Annotated in this window: 18 protein-coding genes and 1 pseudogene; 17 read left to right on the top strand and 2 right to left on the bottom strand. The window is 33.3% G+C overall.

Annotated elements, in window-relative coordinates:
* Positions 1-118 precede the first annotated feature (118 nt).
* Positions 119-595 carry a nucleoside 2-deoxyribosyltransferase gene (locus G6Z82_RS01315; protein WP_006730377.1) on the bottom strand — a complete coding sequence of 159 codons (477 nt, stop codon included), beginning with the start codon at positions 593-595 and terminating at the stop codon, positions 119-121.
* Between the two features lie 201 nt (positions 596-796).
* Here G6Z82_RS01315 and iny point away from each other — a divergent pair, with 201 nt between their 5' ends.
* The 3 genes from iny (at position 797) to G6Z82_RS01330 (ending at position 4,587) form a co-directional block, all read left to right on the top strand.
* Entirely contained in the window at positions 797-2,356 is a 1,560-nt protein-coding gene (gene iny, locus G6Z82_RS01320) for a cholesterol-dependent cytolysin inerolysin (RefSeq protein ID WP_006736405.1), read from the top strand.
* A gap of 229 nt (positions 2,357-2,585) precedes the next feature.
* The gene (locus tag G6Z82_RS01325; RefSeq protein ID WP_164785714.1) at positions 2,586-4,094 is read left to right on the top strand and encodes a type I restriction-modification system subunit M; all 1,509 of its coding nucleotides are present in this window, start codon (positions 2,586-2,588) and stop codon (positions 4,092-4,094) included.
* Complete coding sequence (locus G6Z82_RS01330; RefSeq protein ID WP_164785715.1) at positions 4,084-4,587, top strand: restriction endonuclease subunit S; 504 nt, start codon at positions 4,084-4,086, stop codon at positions 4,585-4,587. Before G6Z82_RS01325 ends, G6Z82_RS01330 begins: the two co-directional genes overlap by 11 nt.
* On the opposite strand, the gene G6Z82_RS01335 is transcribed toward G6Z82_RS01330, so the two are convergent.
* Positions 4,584-4,943 (bottom strand): restriction endonuclease subunit S, encoded by a 360-nt coding sequence (locus G6Z82_RS01335; protein WP_164785716.1) that lies wholly within the window; start codon positions 4,941-4,943, stop codon positions 4,584-4,586. The genes G6Z82_RS01330 and G6Z82_RS01335 overlap by 4 nt on opposite strands.
* A 410-nt stretch (positions 4,944-5,353) precedes the next feature.
* On the opposite strand from G6Z82_RS01335, the gene xerA reads away from it, so the two are divergent.
* From xerA to G6Z82_RS01405, 14 genes and pseudogenes are all read left to right on the top strand, one after another.
* Positions 5,354-6,343, top strand: a complete 990-nt coding sequence (gene xerA, locus G6Z82_RS01340; protein ID WP_006738026.1) for a site-specific tyrosine recombinase/integron integrase — start codon at positions 5,354-5,356, stop codon at positions 6,341-6,343.
* A 12-nt stretch (positions 6,344-6,355) separates the two neighbouring features.
* A complete protein-coding gene (locus tag G6Z82_RS06570) occupies positions 6,356-7,519 on the top strand; it encodes a restriction endonuclease subunit S (protein WP_164785717.1) in 1,164 nt (387 codons plus the stop codon).
* 99 nt (positions 7,520-7,618) lie between these two features.
* A pseudogene (locus G6Z82_RS01350) lies at positions 7,619-10,687 on the top strand (type I restriction endonuclease subunit R).
* A 295-nt stretch (positions 10,688-10,982) separates the two neighbouring features.
* Positions 10,983-11,474: a PTS sugar transporter subunit IIB gene (locus G6Z82_RS01355; protein ID WP_006728948.1), complete on the top strand. Its 492-nt coding sequence runs from the start codon at positions 10,983-10,985 to the stop codon at positions 11,472-11,474.
* A 2-nt stretch (positions 11,475-11,476) separates the two neighbouring features.
* Entirely contained in the window at positions 11,477-12,283 is an 807-nt protein-coding gene (locus G6Z82_RS01360; RefSeq protein WP_006733966.1) for a PTS mannose/fructose/sorbose/N-acetylgalactosamine transporter subunit IIC, read from the top strand.
* The gene (locus G6Z82_RS01365; protein ID WP_164785718.1) at positions 12,276-13,112 is read left to right on the top strand and encodes a PTS system mannose/fructose/sorbose family transporter subunit IID; all 837 of its coding nucleotides are present in this window, start codon (positions 12,276-12,278) and stop codon (positions 13,110-13,112) included. Before G6Z82_RS01360 ends, G6Z82_RS01365 begins: the two co-directional genes overlap by 8 nt.
* A 14-nt stretch (positions 13,113-13,126) precedes the next feature.
* Entirely contained in the window at positions 13,127-13,549 is a 423-nt protein-coding gene (locus tag G6Z82_RS01370) for a PTS sugar transporter subunit IIA (protein WP_164785719.1), read from the top strand.
* Entirely contained in the window at positions 13,546-15,219 is a 1,674-nt protein-coding gene (locus tag G6Z82_RS01375; RefSeq protein WP_164785720.1) for an alpha-glucosidase, read from the top strand. The genes G6Z82_RS01370 and G6Z82_RS01375 overlap by 4 nt, the downstream gene beginning before the upstream one ends.
* Positions 15,212-16,219 carry a substrate-binding domain-containing protein gene (locus G6Z82_RS01380; RefSeq protein ID WP_006735926.1) on the top strand — a complete coding sequence of 336 codons (1,008 nt, stop codon included), beginning with the start codon at positions 15,212-15,214 and terminating at the stop codon, positions 16,217-16,219. The genes G6Z82_RS01375 and G6Z82_RS01380 overlap by 8 nt, the downstream gene beginning before the upstream one ends.
* A 416-nt stretch (positions 16,220-16,635) precedes the next feature.
* Positions 16,636-16,947, top strand: coding sequence for a PTS lactose/cellobiose transporter subunit IIA (locus G6Z82_RS01385; protein WP_006728942.1), 312 nt, complete (start codon positions 16,636-16,638; stop codon positions 16,945-16,947).
* A gap of 4 nt (positions 16,948-16,951) precedes the next feature.
* Entirely contained in the window at positions 16,952-18,643 is a 1,692-nt protein-coding gene (locus tag G6Z82_RS01390; RefSeq protein WP_164785721.1) for a lactose-specific PTS transporter subunit EIIC, read from the top strand.
* 68 nt (positions 18,644-18,711) lie between these two features.
* A complete protein-coding gene (gene lacG / locus G6Z82_RS01395; protein WP_164785722.1) occupies positions 18,712-20,115 on the top strand; it encodes a 6-phospho-beta-galactosidase in 1,404 nt (467 codons plus the stop codon).
* A 100-nt stretch (positions 20,116-20,215) separates the two neighbouring features.
* Positions 20,216-21,208, top strand: a complete 993-nt coding sequence (locus G6Z82_RS01400) for a tagatose 1,6-diphosphate aldolase (protein WP_006728939.1) — start codon at positions 20,216-20,218, stop codon at positions 21,206-21,208.
* Positions 21,209-21,326: 118 nt separating this feature from the next.
* Positions 21,327-22,085, top strand: a complete 759-nt coding sequence (locus G6Z82_RS01405) for a DeoR/GlpR family DNA-binding transcription regulator (protein ID WP_006730383.1) — start codon at positions 21,327-21,329, stop codon at positions 22,083-22,085.
* The last annotated feature ends 5 nt before the right edge of the window (positions 22,086-22,090 follow it).

Raw genomic sequence — 22,090 nt, forward strand, 5'->3', positions numbered from 1 at the left:
ACCATATTTCGGTAAAATATCGAAATATGGTTTTTTAATGCTATTTAGAAAATTTTGACATAATAAAACCCCTCAAAATCAAGAAAAATCTCGGGGGTTATAAAGTTTGGACCTTATCTTAATATACAGCTCCATCGTAGAAACCAAAACGGGGTTGATTAAAGTTGAAGTCCTTTAATTTGCTCATCGGAATAATATTATCAGCAACGCCCCAGCTCATCAAGTTGATAGGGTTACCATAAAATTCATCTGGTATTACTAGCAAGATGTATTTACCTTGACCTTGGGCATAACCTAGTTCCATGCCTAAGCCAACATCTTCTTCATCTGGAACATATACTCCCAGCATAATATCACTAGATCTGATGCCAATCAAATCACCATTGTAAGTAGCTTGAGCCCATTCCTTATCATGTAAATATTCAGGATGTTCATCAACTCTAATACCCTTGTATTGATTATTTAAAGGTATATAACTATCTTTTAAATTGATGGTTGGATTCGCAGCAAGAGCATCCATAGCATCCTTATATGCTCTATTTTGCACATCAGAAAACCAACCTGCACCAAAATATACTGTTTTTTGTTCAGCCATTGTATTCCTCCTCAATTAAACTACTACAATACATTTTAGCAAAAAAATCTTAATTTTTTAAATATTATGCTCATACATTTTAATATCCAAAGATATTACAAAAATATTACATTCAAAAAAACTCTTGTTATGCTACGTGTGATATTGTACACTAATTAGCTAGGTAAACGTTTACATTTATTTTTGAAAGGGTATATTAAAATGAATAAAAAAGGATTAAGAAAAATTATTTATGCTAGTTCACTTGCATTGTTAGAATTATCATTAGTTACGGCTACTAAGCCTGCACAAGCTGCTACTAATACTGAGCCAAAAACAGCTATTGTAGCAAAACATAATACTGAAGAACCAATGTCAGTTAATGATTATTTATTGGGACTTGATTATGATTCACAAGCTGTTTTGACAAGACAAGGTGACATGTTAACAAATCATTTTGCACATGAAACCACTACTGATAACAACGGTCGATTTGTGGTTGTTGAAAAACAAAAGAAGACCATTTCTAACAGTACATCAAGTATTTCAGTAACTACTGCTAATGATAGTCGTGTTTTTGCAGGTGCTCTTTTCAAGGCAGACAATAATTTGATTGAAAACAATCCTACACTTGTTTCATTAAGACGTGCTCCTATAACTGTAAGCGTTGACCTTCCAGGTATGACTGACAACACTAATGCCAAATTAGTTGCTCATCCAACAACTAGCTCTGTAAATAGTGCTGTTAATGATTTAGTTGAAAAGTGGATTGCCAAAGATTCAGTAAATCACGCCATTCCTGCCAGAATTGAATATGATACAACTAGTGCTCAAAGTATGGACCAATTAAAAGTTAAATTTGGTGCTGACTTTGCTAAAATTAGTGTTCCATTGAAGATTGATTTTGACGCTATTCATAATGGTGAGAAACAAGCATCAATTGTTAACTTTAAGCAAATTTACTACACTGCCAGTGTTGATGCACCTGAAAATCCAGGTGATGTATTTGATGCACATGTAACAGCTAAGGATCTTCAAAGACGTGGCATTAATTCTAAGACACCTTTAGTTTATGTTTCTAGTGTATCTTATGGACGTTCTATGTACATTAAGTTGGAAACAACAAGCAAGAGTGATAAAGTTCAAGCAGCTTTTGATGCTGCCATTAAGGGCGTAAAGATTGCTCCTAATAGTGAATATGATCATATTTTAAAGAATACTAGTGTTGTAGCTGTTATTTTAGGCGGTAACTCTGGGGATGCAACAGAAGTTGTTCGTGGTGATATTAACACTTTGAAAGAATTAATTCAAAAAGGTAGCAAATTTGATAGTTCTAACCCAGGTGTTGCTGTATCATATGGCACATCATTCTTAAAGGACAACCAAGTTGCAGTAATCAACAATACCGCTGATTATATTGCTACTAAAGTAACTGAATATTCAAATGGTAAATTGATATTGAACCATAAGGGTGCTTATGTTGCAAGATTCTTCGTTGATTGGGATGAAGTAAGTTACGATAGCAATGGTCGTGAAGTTTTAACACACCATACATGGGCTGACAATGGTCGTGGTCGTACATCAGGCTTCAGTACCGAAATCAACTTAAAAGGAAATGTTCGTCACTTGAACGTTAAGATTCAAGAATGCACAGGCTTGGCATGGGAATGGTGGAGAACTATTTATGATGAACAAGACTTACCACTTGCACACTTACGTCAAGTTACAATTTGGGGTACTACTTTAAGACCTAAACACAAAGAAGAAGTAAAAAATGACTAATTAACTTGAAGTCAATCAAAGCCGCTGAGCTCAATGGAGCTTAGGGGCTTTTTGTGTGTTGTTAATAGCGTTAAATATCGATATAATAGCTACGAAAGAATTAATGATTGTACGTTAATATATTTACTGTAGGGTAATGTAGCATAAATAAGGATTTTTTGAGATGGTGGTAGAAAATAACACTATAAATTATTTGCTATTTGATATAAATATTGGGAGGTTAATGCAAATGACAAATAAAACAAATGCCAATATAGGATTTGAAAAACATTTATGGGATGCAGCTTGCGTTTTATGGGGGCATATCCCTGCTGCAGAATATCGTAAAGTAATCATTGGGCTCATTTTTCTTCGCTATGTTTCTTCTGCTTTTGATAAGCGATATCAAGAACTAGTTGCTGAGGGAGATGGATTTGAAGACGATCGTGATGCTTATACTATGGAAAATATCTTTTTCGTTCCAAAAGAAGCTCGTTGGGATACCATTGCAAAAGCTGCTCATACTCCAGAAATAGGATCTATTATCGATAATGCTATGAGAGCCATAGAAGCAGAAAATAAAACATTAAAGGATGTCCTACCCAAAAATTATGCTAGCCCTGATCTTGATAAACAAGTATTAGGAGATGTAGTAGATATTTTCACTAATAGAATTGATATGAGTGATAAGAAGCAAAGCGAGGACTTGCTAGGTCGCACTTATGAATACTGCATAGCTAAGTTTGCTGAAAAAGAAGGTAAAAGTGGCGGTGAATTCTATACACCATCAAGTATTGTAAATACACTGGTTTCTATCTTGAAGCCATTTGATAACTGTCGCGTATACGACTGCTGTTGTGGTTCTGGAGGTATGTTCGTACAAAGTGCAAAGTTCATTAGAGCTCATTCTGGAAATCGTGGTTCAATTTCTATTTATGGACAGGAAGCTAATGCAGATACTTGGAAAATGGCTAAGATGAATATGGCCATCCGTGGCATTGATGCAGATTTAGGACCATATCAAGCAGATACTTTTACAAATGATTTGCATCCTACTCTTAAGGCAGATTTTATATTAGCAAATCCACCTTACAACTACAGTCCATGGAATCAAGAGAAATTATTAGATGATGTTCGCTGGAAGTATGGCACACCTCCTGCAGGTAATGCCAACTACGCTTGGATTCAGCATATGATTCATCACCTTGCACCAAATGGAAAAATTGGTCTGGTTTTAGCGAATATTGCTCTTTCCTCACAGCAATGTGGTGAAGGCGAAATTCGTCAAAAAATTATAGAAGATGATCTGATTGAAGGCATTATTTCCATGCCATCAAACCTCTTCTATAGCGTAACATTATCTGTTACCCTTTGGTTCATAACCAAAGGCAAAAAGCAAAAAGGTAAAACACTATTCATTGACGCTCGTCACATGGGGCACATGGTGGATCAAAGCCATCGTGATTTTAGTGAAGAAGATATTCAAAAATTAGCTACTACATTTGAAAAATTTCAAAATGGTACTCTTGAAAATGTAAAGGGCTTTTGTTATGTTGCAACTACAGAAGATATTGCTAAACAAGATTACATTTTAACTCCAGGACGTTATGTAGGAATTGAAGATCAAGAAGATGATGGTGAACCTTTTGATGAAAAAATGACACGCCTTACTTCAGAGTTATCAGAAATGTTCAAGAAATCTCACAAATTGGAAGATGAAATTAAGAAGAAAATAGGAGCACTAGGGTATGAAATATAAACTTTCAGACATCTGCGAGTATGCAAAAGAAAAAATAAAGATATCGGCTCTTGATGAGAATACTTATATTTCGACAAAGAATATGTTGCCAAATAAAGGTGGTATAAAGCAAGCGACATCCCTACCTGTGCAGGAGAATACACAGGCTTTTATGAAGAATGATGTACTGGTTTCAAATATTCGACCTTATTTCAAAAAAATATGGTTTGCAACATTCAACGGTGGATGTTCAAATGATGTTCTTGTATTTAGAGCTAAAAAAGGAATAAACAGTAGATTTTTGCACTATGTACTGGCGAATGATTCATTTTTTAATTATTCAATGGCTACATCAAAGGGAACAAAAATGCCACGTGGTGATAAAAAAGCTATTATGGCATATGAAGTGCCAAAGCTTTCATATAGATATCAGGGTAAAATTGCGGGTATCTTGGAAATTATAGACGACAAAATTGAACTAAACAATAAGATAAACAAGAATTTAGTGGCTTAAAGGTCAATGTTGGAAACATCCAATTCGCCAGACATCAACTTTGGTAGGATAGAATCTCTGAGTTGTGCAAGCTTTTGATTTTCACAGATGTTTGCAGAAATGGTATCGTACATCGGCGTTACAATAGCACAAAAATCTGTAATTGTTTTCTCATCAGGTAGTGCTATTTGAAATTCCAGCGTTGCACTTGGAGTGGTTCGTTGTCGACTGTTCGTAGATCCAGTAGTATGGGTGCACATCCAATCGGAGAAAGCAGCACTATCAATAATAGAAAATACAAAATCTTTGTATGCCGGATTAAAAGCTTCAAAGATAATAAATTCAGTTGAACTAACTGCAAGATCTGACAGACACATAGGACGCCATGCTCTTTTTGTGTCAGGATTCAGTTTGGAAATCATAACTGAATTTTTGCTTAATATGTATTTATTGCTTTTAACACCTTCAGCTGATTCAAAAACAGGATATTTTTGTTCGTCATATGCTGGAATACTGTAATGCTCCAGCTGTGCGTCAGGATTTTTGACAGGAGAAAAGCTATTAGTTTTGATGGATGCAATATCTCCGAGTTTGGAAACTACCCAGTTGGCTGGAATTTTTTCATCAAATGGTTCAAAGTCAATAAACCATGCCTTGAAGATAGCCTGTGCCTGCTGCTCTAAATTCTTGTTTAGTATACAACTATAACTCTTGTGAGTGGCAAGAGTTTAAAAATAGGGATTGCCACTCCGTAGTCTTTCTCTACAATAGAAAGGGAAAATAGACTATGAAACAGAAAGTAATCAATGAAGTTATGCAAGGTATGCTTGGCTACCTAAACAATATGCAATTAGAAAAACTGCAAGAAGTGCTGGAACATACATTGTTCCACAAACAAATAAGCGATACGGAGGAAGAAACTAATGCGGGACTAACAAATGAACAGTTTCTGAATAATTTTCTCTCGGCAAAGCGGATCGAGGGATGCTCCGAAAAGTCGTTGACTTATTATCGGGCAACAATTGAAGTGATGACAACAAAAATCAAAAAGAATGTCCGAGAAATGGAAACAGATGACCTACGTACATATCTCACAGAATATCAGCAGGAGAAAAACTCAAGCAAGGTCACTGTGGACAATATTAGAAGAATTTTATCGAGCTTCTTCTCTTGGTTGGAGGATGAGAATTATATTCTAAAGAGTCCGGCACGTCGTATCCATAAGGTTAAAGCGGCTTTGACTATAAAAGAAACATATACCGATGAATCCTTGGAAAAAATGCGTGATAATTGCGAAGAAGCAAGAGATTTAGCACTAATAGATATGCTTGCCTCAACGGGAATGCGTGTTGGTGAGTTGGTTCTCCTTAATAGGGATGACATCAACTTTGAGGAGCGAGAATGTGTGGTGTTCGGCAAAGGCAGTAAGGAACGAATGGTGTACTTTGACGCACGAACTAAGATTCACTTACTTACCTACTTAAGGGAACGTACTGATGATAACCCAGCACTGTTTGTATCACTCCGATCTCCGCACGAGAGGCTGAAAATCGGCGGCGTTGAATGTAGACTCCGAGAACTTGGAAATAAACTGAATATAGAGAAAATTCATCCGCATAAATTCCGTCGTACACTTGCTACGATGGCTATTGACAAAGGTATGCCAATCGAACAACTGCAACAGCTGCTTGGTCATAAGCGTATTGATACTACACTGCAATACGCAATGGTAAAACAAAGCAATGTAAAATTGGCACATAGGAAATATATAGGTTAGGATGGTGAAATTATGGAGACATGGAAAAAAATCAGATTAGGTGATGCTTGCAAAACAAATATGTATTCTTATTCTCCCAAAGAAAAGTGGAATTTTGTCAATTATCTGGATACAGGTAACATTACTGATAATAAAATTGATTCAATTCAATATATAGATGTAGTGAACGAAAAACTCCCAAGCAGAGCAAGAAGAAAAGTAAAAAAAGACAGCATTATATATTCTACAGTACGTCCGAATCAACACCATTTTGGAATCATTAAATCACAGCCAGAAAACTTTCTTGTATCGACAGGATTTGCAGTTATTGACACAGATTCCCAAGTTTTAGATGCAGATTTCCTTTATTATCTGCTTACACAATCTACTATAGTGGAATCGCTTAATGCAATTGCAGAACAGAGTACATCTGCATATCCATCAATCAAACCGTCAGATATTGAGAATTTGGAAATAGAAATTCCCGACATTGCCACGCAAAAAAAGATTGCAGATGTTCTTTTTAGCTTGGATAAAAAAATGGCACAGAATATGGAGATAAACAAGAATTTAGAGCAACAAGCTCAGGCAATTTATCAACAAATGTTTATCGACAATCCTGACCCTGATTGGATTGAAGGCTCTCTAAGCGACATCGCTAATATTACTATGGGGCAATCTCCAAGTGGCAGTAGCTATAATGAGGACGGAATAGGCACAATCTTCTTTCAAGGTCGTGCTGAATTTGGTTTCAGATTTCCAACTATCCGTCTTTATACCACCGAGCCAAAGCGAATGGCTTATGCAAATGACATCTTAATGAGTGTTCGAGCACCGGTTGGCGATCTTAATGTTTCTCATAACGACTGTTGTATTGGTCGCGGGCTTGCCGCTATTCACTCTAAAACTAACCATCAGTCTTTTGTGCTTTACACGATGTTCTCGCTCAAAAAGCAGTTTAATGTATTCAATGGCGAAGGTACAGTTTTCGGTTCTATCAATCGCAATTCGCTGAATGATATGCCAATTCTTATTCCCGACGATGAGCAAATTGAGAAATTTGAACTGATAGTTGCCCCTATGGACGCTACAATTCGCAATAATTATGATGAAATTTGCTGTTTGCAGGCGGTACGAGACTCTTTACTTCCTCGCCTCATGTCTGGCGAACTAGACGTTTCAGATATCGACCTTTAAGCCACTAAATTCTTGTTTATCATATAACAACGCTACATTAATGACTATAGGTCTATCAAACAGGGTATAATGGTAGAAAAAAATAAGGGAGAAAGTGCTATGTCAGGATTATATAAGGAAGCGAATTATGAGAATTCAATAGTAGAACTCTTTCGAAATATGGGCTATCGTCATGTATACGGTCCAAAAATTGAAAGAGATTTTTATAGCCCATTGTACGATGAAGAATTAATAGCTGCATTATATAGACTTAATCCATCTATGCCTGAAGCTGCTATTCAAGACGCTCTTTATAAGCTAAAAAACTTTGAAAATGCTGAACTTGTCCAAAAGAACGAACTATTCATGAATTATCTTCAAAATGGAATTGAAGTTAAGTATTTCGTTAATGATGAAGAATGTTCTGGTCTTGTTTATCTACTTGATTACAAAAAGCCTGATAACAATCGCTTTGTAGTAGCAAATCAATGGACTTTTATTGAAAATAGCAATAAACGTCCTGATGTTATCCTTTTTTTAAATGGATTGCCTCTTGTTCTTATTGAATTAAAATCTCCTGCTCGTGAGGAAACAGATGCTTCTGAAGGATACTTGCAAATTAGAAATTATATGCAAGAAATTCCATCCATGTTTATTTATAATTGTATATGCGTTATTAGTGATCAATTAATCAGCAAGGCAGGAACTATTACTTCTGGTGAAGATCGATTTATGGAGTGGAAAACTAAAGATGGAAGCTATGAAAATACACAGTACGCTCAGTTTGATACCTTTTTTGAAGGGATGTTTGATAAAGTACGGCTGCTAGATATCATTAAAAATTTTATTTGTTTCTCTAATGACGGGCTTAATAAAATTAAGATTCTAGCTGCCTACCACCAATATTTTGCTGTTAATAAAGCTATTGAATCAACTAAGCGTGCAACAGTTACAGATGGTAAAGGCGGTGTTTTCTGGCATACACAAGGTAGTGGTAAATCGCTGTCTATGGTTTTCTATGCACATCTTTTACAAGAAGCTCTCGATAGTCCAACTATTGTTGTTATTACGGATCGTAACGATCTTGATGATCAACTTTATAGTCAGTTTGCCAAATGTAAGGATTTTTTACGTCAAATTCCTGTTCATGCAACCTGCAGAAAATTAGTTGAAACTTCTGGTAAAAATGATATTGGATTAAAAGATTGGCTCAATGGTAGGAAAGCCAATGGCATTATCTTTACGACGATGCAAAAGTTTGAAGAATCTTCCGAGCCGTTATCCAAGCGGCGAAATATCATTGTCATGGCAGATGAAGCACATCGTAGTCAATATGGCTTAAAGGAAAGAGTTAATGCCAAAACTGGTGAGATAAAAATTGGCACAGCACGTGTTATTCGTGACAGCCTTCCTAATGCTACTTATATAGGTTTTACTGGTACGCCCATTGCAAAAAAAGATAGAAATACTCGTGAGGTTTTTGGTGACTACATCGACATTTATGATATGACACAAGCTGTTGAAGATGGTGCAACGAGACCTGTTTATTATGAAAGTCGAGTCATTAAGCTTAAGTTTGATGAGGCAACTTTACATTTGATTGATAATGAATATGACATAATGGCCAATAATGCCGATCCTGAAGTGATTGAAAAAAGTAAACGTGACCTTGGACAAATGGAAGCTATTCTTGGCAATGATACAACCATAGATACCCTTGTTAGAGATATTATTAACCATTATGAGAATTATCGAGAAAACCTATTAACTGGAAAAGCAATGATTGTTGCATATTCTCGTGAGATTGCTATGAAAATTTACAAGCGAATGCTTGAGCATAGTCCAAGCTGGACTAAAAAAGTTAAGGTTGTTATGACTGATAGTAACAAAGATCCCGAAGAATGGCGATCTATTATTGGAAATAAACATCATCGTGATGAGTTGGCAAGAGAATTTAAAGATAACAATAGTGAGATGAAAATTGCCATCGTTGTTGACATGTGGCTGACTGGCTTTGATGTACCTTCCCTTGCCACTATGTACGTTTATAAGCCAATGCAAGGATACAATCTAATGCAAGCTATTGCTCGTGTAAACCGTGTTTTCAAGAATAAAGAAGGAGGCTTAATCGTTGATTATGTTGGCATTGCCTCTGCATTGAAGCAAGCAATGAACGATTATACGTCACGTGATAAAAATAACTATGGTGATACAGATATCGCTAAAATTGCTTATCCTAAATTTCTTGAAAAACTTTCTATTTGTCGTGATTTATTCCACGGTTATGATTATTCAAGATTTATCAAAGGTTATGATTTAGAGCGTTCAAAAGCAATTACTGGAGGCGTTAACTTCATTGTTGGTACTGATAAAAATAAAAAGCGAGAAGATTTTCTTAAAGAATCTCTGCTGCTTTCTCAGGCACTATCTCTTTGTTCTTCACTAGTTGAACGTGATTTACGAGTTGAGGCTGCATTCTTTGAATCTGTTCGTGTTCTTGTCATGCGTCTTATAAATCAAGGTGAAGGTAACAAAATATCTTTGCCGGAAATGAATGCTCGGATTAATGAGTTATTGAAGGCAAGCATAAAGAGCGATGGCGTTATTGATTTATTCTCAGATGTCAAAACGGAATTTTCTCTTTTTGATTCTAAATTTTTGGAAGAAATTTCCAAGATGAAGTAAAAGAATCTTGCTGTTGAACTGCTAAAGAAATTGATAGCTGAACAGGTTCATATATACAGACGCACAAATGTCGTTAAATCTGAAAAATTTAGTGAAATTATTCAAGGTGTAATGAATAAATACTTAAATGGTATGTTGACCAATGAAGAAGTTATTGAAGAGCTACTTAAGATGGCGAAGCAAATTCGAGATGCTCATAAAGCTGGTGATCAACTTGGGCTTTCAGAAGATGAGCTGGCATTTTATGATGCATTAACTAAACCACAAGCTATTAAGGATTTCTATGAAAATGATGAGCTGATTGCCATCACTAAAGAACTTACGGAAGCTCTTCGTAAGAATCGTACGATTGATTGGCAAAAGCGTGATTCTGAACGTGCTAAAATGCGTATGATGATTAAAAAGCTTCTTAAACAGCATCGATATCCTCCTAAGGGCATGGAAGATGCTGTCCAAACAGTAATGACTCAATGCGAATTGTGGACAGATAATACAGATATGTAGTTCGCATAAACCTTACAACAAAAAATCCTCCGAATTATGATATGTACCCTCTTTACTGGACAAACCAGTAAGGAGGGTATTTTTATGAACATAAACAACTGAGTGTAAAAAAAATTACCGTTTGAGAATTAGAATTCAAAAAATTAAAAAGATAGCGTTTGCATAGTGGTGAAATAATGATATAATATGCAATGTAAATGAAACGTTTCAATTTATATAAAAAAGCCAAGTAATTATTAAGTTATATAAAACAATTTTTACACTTAAATCGTTTTAAGTAAGGAGATATAATATTATGCCTATTGTTTTAGCACGAATAGATCAGCGTTTGATTCATGGTATTACTGTAAATCAATGGAACAAAGTTTTACATCCTAAACGCTTTATGGTAGTAGATGACGAAATAAGTAATAATGAGCTTGTTAAAGCAAGTATGAGAATGGGAAAACCAGCTGGTACAGGTATGTCTATTATAAGTATAGACGATGCTATTAAAAATTTTAAAGCGGGAAAATATGATACTCATTCTGTATTTCTTATTGTAAAAGAACCTAGAATAATTTTAGATTTGGTTAATGCAGGAATAGAAATTAAAAGTGTCAATGTAGGTGCTTTATTTGAAGAAAAGGGCAGGAAACCATATACAAACCATGTAGCTATGAATGATCAAGAGGTTTCAGATCTCAAAAAAATTGCATCAAAAAACATCAGAGTTTTCTTTGAATATACACCTGATGATGAAAATGAAATTGAACTTGAAGCTGTTTTGAAAAATAAGGAGGAATGAAAATGTCTATTATTTTACAAAATATTTTAGTCATTATTGTTGCAGCTTATATGGCGTGGGATAACGGTACAGGTAATCAGATAACTGGTAATTGGCCTGTTATAATCGGTATGATAATTGGGCTGATAATGGGAAATATTAGTATAGGATTAGCTATTGGAGGAACATTACAATTAATGTCATTAGGTGTAGCAGCAATTGGTGGTTCGTCTATACCTGAATATGGTGTAGCTACAATTGTCGCAGTATTTATTGCAATTAGGACAGGTGCTTCTATAGGAACAGCAGTAGCAGTTGGGTTGCCAGTTGGAATATTTACATTGCAATTAGATGTATTAATTAAAATAATTAATAATTTCTTTGCACATTGGTCTCAAAAGATGCTACATGAAAAAAAGTATGCAAAAATAGATGCTATATTTTATTTAACTATTGCTGTATGGATGCTTAAATATGTGATTCCGATATCATTAGTAGTTTTCTTTGGTACGCCAATAGTAAAATTTATTTTGAAAGTTATACCTGGATGGTTTACCAATGGGTTGACAATAGCTGGAGGAATGCTACCTGTAGTGGGTATAGGTATGTTACTTAGATATATGCCCGTCAAGAAATATTTTTCATTTTTAATTATAGGTTTTGTTCTAGCTGGGTATTTGAAATTACCTGTTTTAGCTATTGCATTAATAGGATTAGCTGCTACTTATGAAACTTATCGTATAAATTCTAAAAAAATTGATAATGCAAATCTTGCTAATGGTACTGTAGTACAAAGTGGTGAATGTGAGGGAGACGATTTTGATGAGTAACGAAAATAGTCATATTACAGATGAAAATTGTAAATTAACAAAAAAAGATCTTAATAAAATGTTTCGTCGGTGGATTTTTTCTGCTGGTCTAGGTTACAATTTTGAAACTCAGCAAGCACCATCAGTTGCATTTTCGATGAGAAAAGCTCTCAGAAAAATTTATAAGGATGATAAAGAATATATTGAAGCTATGGATAATCATTACAAATATTTTAATGCTAATCCATTAATGGCTAACGTAATTTTAGGTGCAACATTAGCTATGGAAGAAAATGAAGGTATAAAAGCTAAGAATGCAGTACAATCTTTAAAAACATCCTTGATGGGTCCTTTTTCTGGTGTAGGTGATTCTATATTCTGGATTTTGATACCTACGATAATGGGTTCAATTGCTGGTTATATGGCTGTACAGGGAAATGCAACTGGTGCCGTAATATGGATGATATTGCAGGCAATTTTTTATTTCTTAAAAGTGTGGTTATTTAAAACTGGATATAATTCAGGAACTAAATTGGTTACGTCATTAGGAAAGAAGATAAACATTTTTACGGATGCTATTTCAATTATGGGATTAATGGTTATAGGATGTCTTATTCCTACTGTAGTAAAAGTGTTTATACCTCTTAAATTTAAGACTGGTAAAGTGATTTTATCATTACAAAATGGAATTTTGGATAAAATAATGCCAGCTTTGTTACCAGTTGCTGTTACTATATTTGTGTACTGGTTATTAGGAAAGAAGAATATAACCCCAACTAAAATTATAGGTTTAATAATATTAGTTTGTTTGTTAGGATCGTTTACTGGCATACTGGGAGTAGTCAAATAAAGGAGTATCATTACATGAAAATAAATAGACACATTATTATTGCTTCACATTCTAACTTAGCTCAGGGAATGAAGGATACACTTGAATTTTTCGCTGGAGATAAGTTGAAAATAACAGTGCTTACTGCATATGTTGATAATGTACCTATAGATGAAACAATAAAAAGTATGTTTGAAAACATAGATTCTGATGATGAAATTGTAGTATTGACTGATATTTTAGGCGGATCTGTAAATCAAAAGTTTTTCCTGTATATGAATAGACCACATACTATATTACTTACAGGTATGAATTTATCATTAGCATTGGCTATAACTATGGAGCCGTTAGATAGTTATATAAGTCCTGAAAAGATAAAAGAACTTGTTTTAGATGCTCAAAAACAAATTAAATATGAAAATGAGATGAGTACATTAGTTAGTGAGGAGGATGAATGAGTTTAAAAGATTGGAAAAAGAAAACTATAGTTTATGAGGTATATATCCAAAGTTTTAAAGATTCAAATAATGATGGAATTGGTGATATAAACGGACTTGAGAGTAAATTAGACTATATAAAAGAATTAGGTGCAAATAGTATATGGATTACTCCAATTTTCAAGTCACCACTTGTAGATAATGGATATGATATAGAAGATTATGAAAGTATAAATCCCATTTATGGTACAATGAGTGATTTTGAAAAATTGTTGATATCTGCTCATAAAAAAAATCTTAAAATAATACTTGATTTAGTAGTAAATCATACCTCGGATAAACATAAATGGTTTTTAGAGTCAAAAAAAAGTAAAAATAATCAGTATAGTGATTATTATATTTGGAGAGATCCGAAACCTGATGGAACCGAACCATCGAATTTGGGTTCAGCATTTGGAGGATCTGCTTGGACATATGTAGCTGAACGTAAACAATATTATTTGCATTTGTTTTCAGAACAACAACCCGATTTGAATTGGAATAATGTCAAAGTCAGACAATCTATATATCATATGATGAGGTTTTGGTTGGACAAAGGGGTAGATGGTTTTAGAATGGACTCGATTAGCCTTATTTCAAAACCAGAAAAATTTGATAATGTTCCTTTGGAAAATCATCAGAGATATGGAGCTTATTATTATAATATATCTAATGGACCACATATTCATGAATATTTGCAAGAAATGAATAGTGAGGTTTTAAGTAAATATAATATAATCACAATTGGTGAAACACCACATACAACACCTGAAGAAGCAAAAAAGTATGTTGATTCATATCGCAATGAGTTAGATATGGTATTTCAATTTGAGCATATGCATGTAGATTATGGTAAATTTGGTAGATATTCTGATGTCATGTATAAACTGAATGATTTGCGTTGTGCAATGAATAAATGGCAAGAAAAATTATCATGGAATACTAATTATCTAGGTAATCATGATCAGCCACGCATAGTTTCTAGATTTGGAAATGATGATAAATATAGAATTAAGTCTGCCAAAGTACTAGCAATGATGTACATTCTTCAAAAAGGTACGCCATTCATTTTTGAAGGCGAAGAGATAGGTATGACTAATTTACATATTACTAATATTAATGAGCTTAAAGATATAGAAGCTCATTATAATTACAATTTTTTCATAGATAAACATATATCGCCAGAAAAAGCTTTAGAAATGGTCAATAGGAAAACTCGTGATAATGCACGTACACCTATGCAGTGGAATTTTGATCGAAATTCAGGGTTCTCGGATGTTAAACCGTGGTTTGATGTTAATTCAAATTATAAATCTATAAATGTTAAAAAAGATTTACAGTCTAGTGATTCTATATATCGCTTTTATCAAAAATTATTACAACTTAGAAAAGAAGATAGTATAATGATCGATGGAGAGTTCAGACCGTTATATATCAATGATTCTGAAATATATGCTTTTATTAGGGAGCTTTCTGGTCATAAAAAATTAATTGTATGTTCACTATGTGCTTATAATAAAAAATTTGAAGTTCCAAAAAATGTTGGAAATATTTCTAAAGTGATTTTAAGTAATTATGAAAAAGATATAAATATTAATGATAGAACGATTTATCTTAAACCATATGAAGGGGTAGTAGTTAGTCTTGACTAATATGAAGGACGTCGCCCGTGAAGCCGGGGTTTCAGTAGGTACTGTTTCAAATTATATTAATGGTAAAAAAGTACGACCTGTAGTTGCTAAAAGTATAGAACAGGCGATAAAAAAATTAAATTATGTTGTAAATAATACAGCTAGGTTATTAAAAAACAATTGCTCACCTTTTGTTATTTTTGTAGTTCCTACAGTTTGGAGCCCGTATTTTTCAGAATTAACTTTTTGGATTCAAAAAAAACTAAATAGTTTAGGATATAAGATGATTTTATGTATATCCGAGAATGATTATAAGTTAGAAAAAGATTATGTTAAAATGGCTGAAGAACAGAGAGCTGCTGGTATTATTTCTGTTTCATATTCAAATTTAACAACTCATATTCGTTCTGATATACCATTTGTGTCTATAGAAAAAGAATCAACAGGGATCTTTCCATTGGTTACGTCTGATAATTATTCTGGTGGTAGTTTAGCGGCAAAAGAATTGCAATTAAGAAATGTGAAAAGATATTATTTTATTGGTACTACTAATCAAGATTCTGTTTCAATGATTGCAAGAAGGTCCGGCTTTATGGATTATTGTCATAATAATGGATTAATGGCGGATGTATTAACAGTTGCTTCAAGTCGAAAAATTAGTCAGTTTCGTAAGGATATAGATAAAATAGTAAAAAAATTATTGTCTGAAAATAATTTGGGTGATATTGGTGTTTTTACGCATACTGATGAAATAGCTATTGTATTGCTCAATGAATTGAGGATGAAGGGTATAAGAGTACCAGAAGATATTCAAATTATTGGATTTGATGGTTGGAAAATTACAGAGGAAGATTCATTAAATATTTCATCTATTCGTCAACCAGTAGATATGATAGCAGAGTATGCTGTTAAGCAATTAGATGAAGAAATAAGATATTCTGATAATTTTGAGATCAGGAGAATCAATTTGCCGGTTAGTTTTATACCAGGAATTACTACTAATAATGACGTACGAAGATAATATAGTTTTTTACGTTATACAATAATTATTCTATTGTTAGTAGTATTATTTAATGATTGTATATTCCAAAAAATAAATTGTTATTATGTAATTATACAAAAGTAAGCATAACTGATTACGTGTTTCAGTTATGCTTATTTTATTGTCCTTAATATGTAAACTAAGTAGAATAAATTAATCGCTGTTCGAATGTGTTTATTTTATCATTAATCGAACATGTTTTTTTATCTTTAGTGTTTGATTTTGTTCGAAAAAGTGATATTATTATATTGTGAATTAGATGAAAGCGCTATCTTGAGCTTTGCGATTATGAATATTGAAAGCAGTCTATAATGCAAGTAATTTATTTGACGTAAAAATTGCATATAGTTAAGCGTTAAAAAAGGTAATTACTATATTTTTAGGAGGTAAGAGATTTGGATAAAGAACAACTTACACTTTTAGGTTTTGAAATTGTAGCTTATGCTGGTGATGCTCGCTCTAAATTTTTAGAGGCTTTAGATGCTGCTAAGAATGGTGAATATGATAAAGCGGAGCAGTTAATTGCATCTGGTGATGAGTGTCTTAATAAGGCACACAGTGTTCAAACTGATCTTCTTTCCAAAGAAGCTGCAGGTAAGAATATTGAATTTAGTGTTACATTAATGCATGGTCAAGATCACTTGATGACAGCTATTTTGTTACGTGATTTGATGAAACATATTATTGCACTTTATAAGAAAGGATAGTTATATGAATGTATTAATTTCAAAAATAGAAAAAGGAAAACCTTTTTTTGAAAAAGTTTCTAGAAATATTTATCTTAGGGCAATTAGGGACGGTTTTATTGCAAGTATGCCTGTGATTTTGTTTTCCAGCATATTTTTACTAATTGCATTTGTTCCAAATATTTTTGGTATAAGGTGGGGTAAAGATGTCGTTGAACTATTAATGAAACCATATAATTACACTATGGGAATCGTAGCATTTCTTGTTGCTGGTACTACAGCAAAATCATTAACTGATTCTATTAATAGGGATATGGATAAGACAAATCAAGTTAATTTTATATCTACTATGTTAGCTTCTATTACAGGATTTCTTATTCTTGCATCTGATAGTATTCAAGGAGGCTTTTCAAGTGATTTCTTAGGAACAAAAGGCCTACTATCTGCTTTTATTGCAGCTTTCATTGTAGTAAATATATATAAAATTTGTATAAAAAAGAATGTTACTATTCGAATGCCTGAAGAAGTTCCGCCTAACATATCACAGGTATTTAAAGACGTAATACCATTTGCACTTTCAATATTAGTTTTATATGCATTAGATTTATTAGTGCGTAGAAGTCTAGGTACTGGAGTAGCTCCGGCTATTGGAAAAGTTATTGCTCCACTTTTTAAAGCAGCAGATGGGTATGTAGGTATTACCATTATATTTGGTGCATATGCTCTATTTTGGTTTATTGGTATTCATGGTCCCTCTATTGTAGAACCAGCGATAGCTGCTATTACTTACGCTAATATTGAAACTAATTTCAAATTGTTACAAGCAGGTCAACATGCTGATAAGATTTTAACTTCAGGTACTCAAATGTTTATAGTTACCATGGGAGGCACAGGAGCAACACTTGTTGTGCCATTCATGTTTATGTGGTTGGCTAAGTCTAAACAAAATCGTGCCATTGGTCGTGCTTCAGTAGTTCCTACTTTCTTTGGGGTTAATGAACCAATTTTGTTTGGAGCACCATTAGTATTAAATCCGATTTTCTTTATACCATTTGTTTTTGCTCCTATAGCTAATGTATGGATTTTTAAATTCTTTGTAGATGTACTTGGTATGAACAGTTTTAGTGTTAATTTGCCATGGACTACCCCTGGCCCTATTGGAATTATTATGGGCACTGGTTTTGGATTATGGTCAGTTGTTTTGGCTATTACTTTAATTGTGGTAGATGTTATTATTTATTATCCATTTTTCAAGGTTTACGATAATCAGATTCTAGAACACGAGATATCTGGTAATTGTTCTAATAATTTAAAGGATAAAGTTGCTGCTAATTTTGATACATCTAAAGCAGATGCAATTTTAGAAAGAAATAATATATCTAAAGCTGGTAATGTTGTAAAACAAACAAATGTTCTTGTACTTTGTGCAGGCGGCGGAACAAGTGGTTTGTTAGCCAATGCTTTGAATAAAGCAGCTAAAGATTATAATGTCCCTATTACAGCAGCTGCTGGTAGCTATGGATCGCATCGCGAAATTTTACCACAATATCAGCTTGTTATTTTAGCACCTCAAGTAGCTTCTAATTATGTTGATATGAAAGCTGAAACCGATAGATTAGGCATAAAATTAGCTAAAACTGAAGGTGTTCAGTATATAAAACTGACTAGAGATGGATTAGGTGCACTTAAATTTGTTGAAGAACAAATTAAAAACTAGTGTCTAAATGGGAAAGGTTTTGCATATGCCTCTCCTGTTTTTATAAATAGTAAAAGAAGGGTTTTAAAATGGAAAAAATATTACCTAAAGATTTTATCTTTGGTGGTGCTACAGCAGCTTATCAAGCAGAAGGAGCTACTCACGAAGATGGAAAAGGGCCTGTAGCATGGGATAAGTATTTAAAAGAAAATTATTGGTATACTGCGGAACCTGCAAGTGATTTCTATCATAAATATCCGATAGATTTAAAATTAGCACAAGAATATGGAATAAATGGTATTCGTGTATCTATAGCATGGTCTAGAATTTTTCCAGAAGGATACGGCAAAGTTAATTATAAAGGTGTTGAGTTCTATCATAAACTTTTTGCAGAATGTCATAAGCGAAATGTTGAGCCATTTGTTACATTGCATCATTTTGATACACCTGAAATTTTACATGAAAATGGTGATTTCTTAAATAGAGAAAATATTGATCATTTTGTCGATTATGCTGAATTTTGTTTTAAGGAATATCCAGAAATCAATTATTGGACTACGTTTAATGAAATAGGACCGATAGGAGAGGGTCAATATTTAATAGGAAAATTTCCACCGGGTATTAAATATGATTTAGCCAAAGTTTTTCAATCTCATCATAATATGATGGTAGCACATGCACGTGCGGTTAAATTGTTTAAAGATGGAGGATATAATGGTGAAATTGGAGTTGTTCATGCATTACCTACAAAATATCCATATGATCCAGAAAATCCTGAAGATGTCCGAGCTGCTGAATTAGATGATATTATTCATAATAAATTTATTTTGGATGCAACTTTTTTGGGAAAGTATTCTGATGAAACAATAAAAGGTGTTGAACATATATTGGCTGTAAATGGTGGAAAACTTGATTTACGTCCAGAAGATTTTAAAGTGTTAAATGCTGCTAAAAATTTAAATGATTTTTTAGGAATAAATTATTATATGAGTGATTCGATGAAAGCTTTTGATGGCGACACTGAGATTACACATAATTCAACAGGAAATAAAGGTGAATCTAAATATCAAATTAAGGGTGTAGGTCAACGTGTATTTGATGTTGATGTGCCACGTACTGATTGGGATTGGATGATATATCCTAAAGGATTATATGATCAAATTATGAGGGTAAAAAAGGATTATCCAAATTACAAAAAAATTTATATTACGGAAAATGGTCTAGGATATAAGGACGTATTTGAGAATAATACTGTTTATGATGATGCACGTATTGATTATGTGAAAAAACACTTAGAAGTAATAGCAGATGCTATATCTGATGGTGCAAATGTGAAAGGATATTTTATCTGGTCATTGATGGATGTCTTTTCATGGTCTAATGGTTATGAAAAGCGTTATGGTCTTTTTTACGTTGATTTTAAAACTCAAAAAAGATATCCAAAAAAGAGTGCTGAATGGTATAAGAAAATTTCTGATACTCATATTGTTTAAAAATAATCGTAACAGTAAAAAATACTATGATTATCGAGGTCTACCTAAATAATCATAATTGTAATTAAAAAGATAAGTTTAAATTAAAAGAGGTTTTTAAATGAGAAATATTACAGTAGAAGTTGCCAAACACATGGAAAGATTATCTAATGAAGATGGGGTTATTAGTGCTGTAGCTATTGATCAAAGAGGATCATTAAAGAAAATGTTAGCAGAAGCAGCTAATAAACCTGCAGATGAAACTACCATTGTTGATTTCAAAAAAGCTATTTCATCAGAGTTGACCCCTTACGCATCAGCTATTTTAACTGATCCTGAATATGGATTACCTGCAACTAAGGTTAGAGATAAAAATTGTGGCTTGATTTTAGCTTATGAGAAAACAGGATATGATACTACTGAACCTGGAAGAATGTGTGATTTAATTGCTAACCAATCTGTTCGTAGAATAAAAGAAGAGGGAGCAGATGCAGTTAAGTTTATGCTATATTATGACCCTGAAGAACCCGATGCAATTAATGATAAGAAAAAAGCATTTGTAGAAAGAGTTGGGGCAGAAACCAAGGCTTATGGCTTAGCTTTCTTCTTAGAAGTTGTAACTTATGATGGATCAATGGATTCAGTTAAGAGTGAAGAATATGCCAAAATAAAACCGAAGAAAGTATTTATGACTATGGAAGAGTTTTCTAAGCCACAATATGAAGTAACAGTTTTAAAGGTAGAAGTTCCGTTTAATATTCATTATGTAGCTGGATTCAACGGTGATAACAAGGCTTTATATACTGTTGATGAAGCTAAGGCAATGTTTAAAAAACAGTCAGATTTGACCGATTTACCATATATATTCTTATCAGCAGGTGTAACTTCAGAAGAATTTATTGCTGAATTAAAGATGGCTGAAGAAGCAGGTGCGGAATTTAATGGAGTATTGTGTGGTAGAGCTACGTGGAAACCATCTATTAAGCCTTTTGCGGCAGAAGGTGAAAGCGTTGGTCGTAATTGGTTGGCAACACAAGGTAAAGAAAATATTGAAAATCTTAATCACGCTTTGATTGGTGCAAAGTCGTGGAAAAATAAACTTACGGTAGAATAATTATAGTAGTAAAAACGGTGAAAAAAAACATCGCTTTTATTATTAAAACCGTTGTTCGAAAATGTTAGAATTGTTTTAAAGATAATAATAAAGAAACATTTTTGGCAAGGTGGTAGCTATGTTAAAACAAGAACGATTTAGTAAAATTGTTAATATTCTGAGCACTGAAGAAATAGTACAGGTATCTGATTTAGCTAATATGATGAATGTCTCTGAAATGACTATCAGGAGAGATTTGCGAGAGTTGGATCGTCGAGGCAAAGTTTTACGTGTTCACGGAGGAGCACAATCTGTCTCTAGTTCACTTATTATAGAAAAGAATTTCAATGAGAAACGTGAGATTCACGTTCCTGAAAAAAAAGAAGTTGCTAAAAAAGCTGCTAAACTTATTAAAGATGGAGAAACTGTATACGTTGGCCCAGGTACAACTTTAGAATTTATGGTCGCTGAATTAAAGCAAAAAAAATTAAGATTAGTTACTAATTCAATCCCTGTCTTTGAAGCAGCTAGACAGAATGCTAATAATTATGATCTTATTTTGATAGGTGGAAGTTATAGAAGAACTAGTGGAGCATGTATTGGTGCATTAGCTAATCATGATTTGAAATCTATGGGATATGATCGAGCATTTGTTGGTGTTAATGGCATTATAGATGATGCCTTGATGACAGCAAATATGGAAGAAGGGTTAACGCAAAAAATCGTTCTTGACCGTGCAGTTCATAAATATGTTGTATGTGATAAGTTTAAATTGAATAAAAATGATTTTTATAATTTTTATAAATTATCAGATATAGATCGTTTAATAACTAATCACGATGTTGCTAAAAAATTAGTTGATTACTATGGTCAATTTATAGAAATAGATAATTCATGAGGAGT

It is taken from the genome of Lactobacillus iners, from assembly GCF_011058775.1.
In the GTDB taxonomy this organism is placed as follows: Bacteria; Bacillota; Bacilli; order Lactobacillales; family Lactobacillaceae; genus Lactobacillus; species Lactobacillus iners.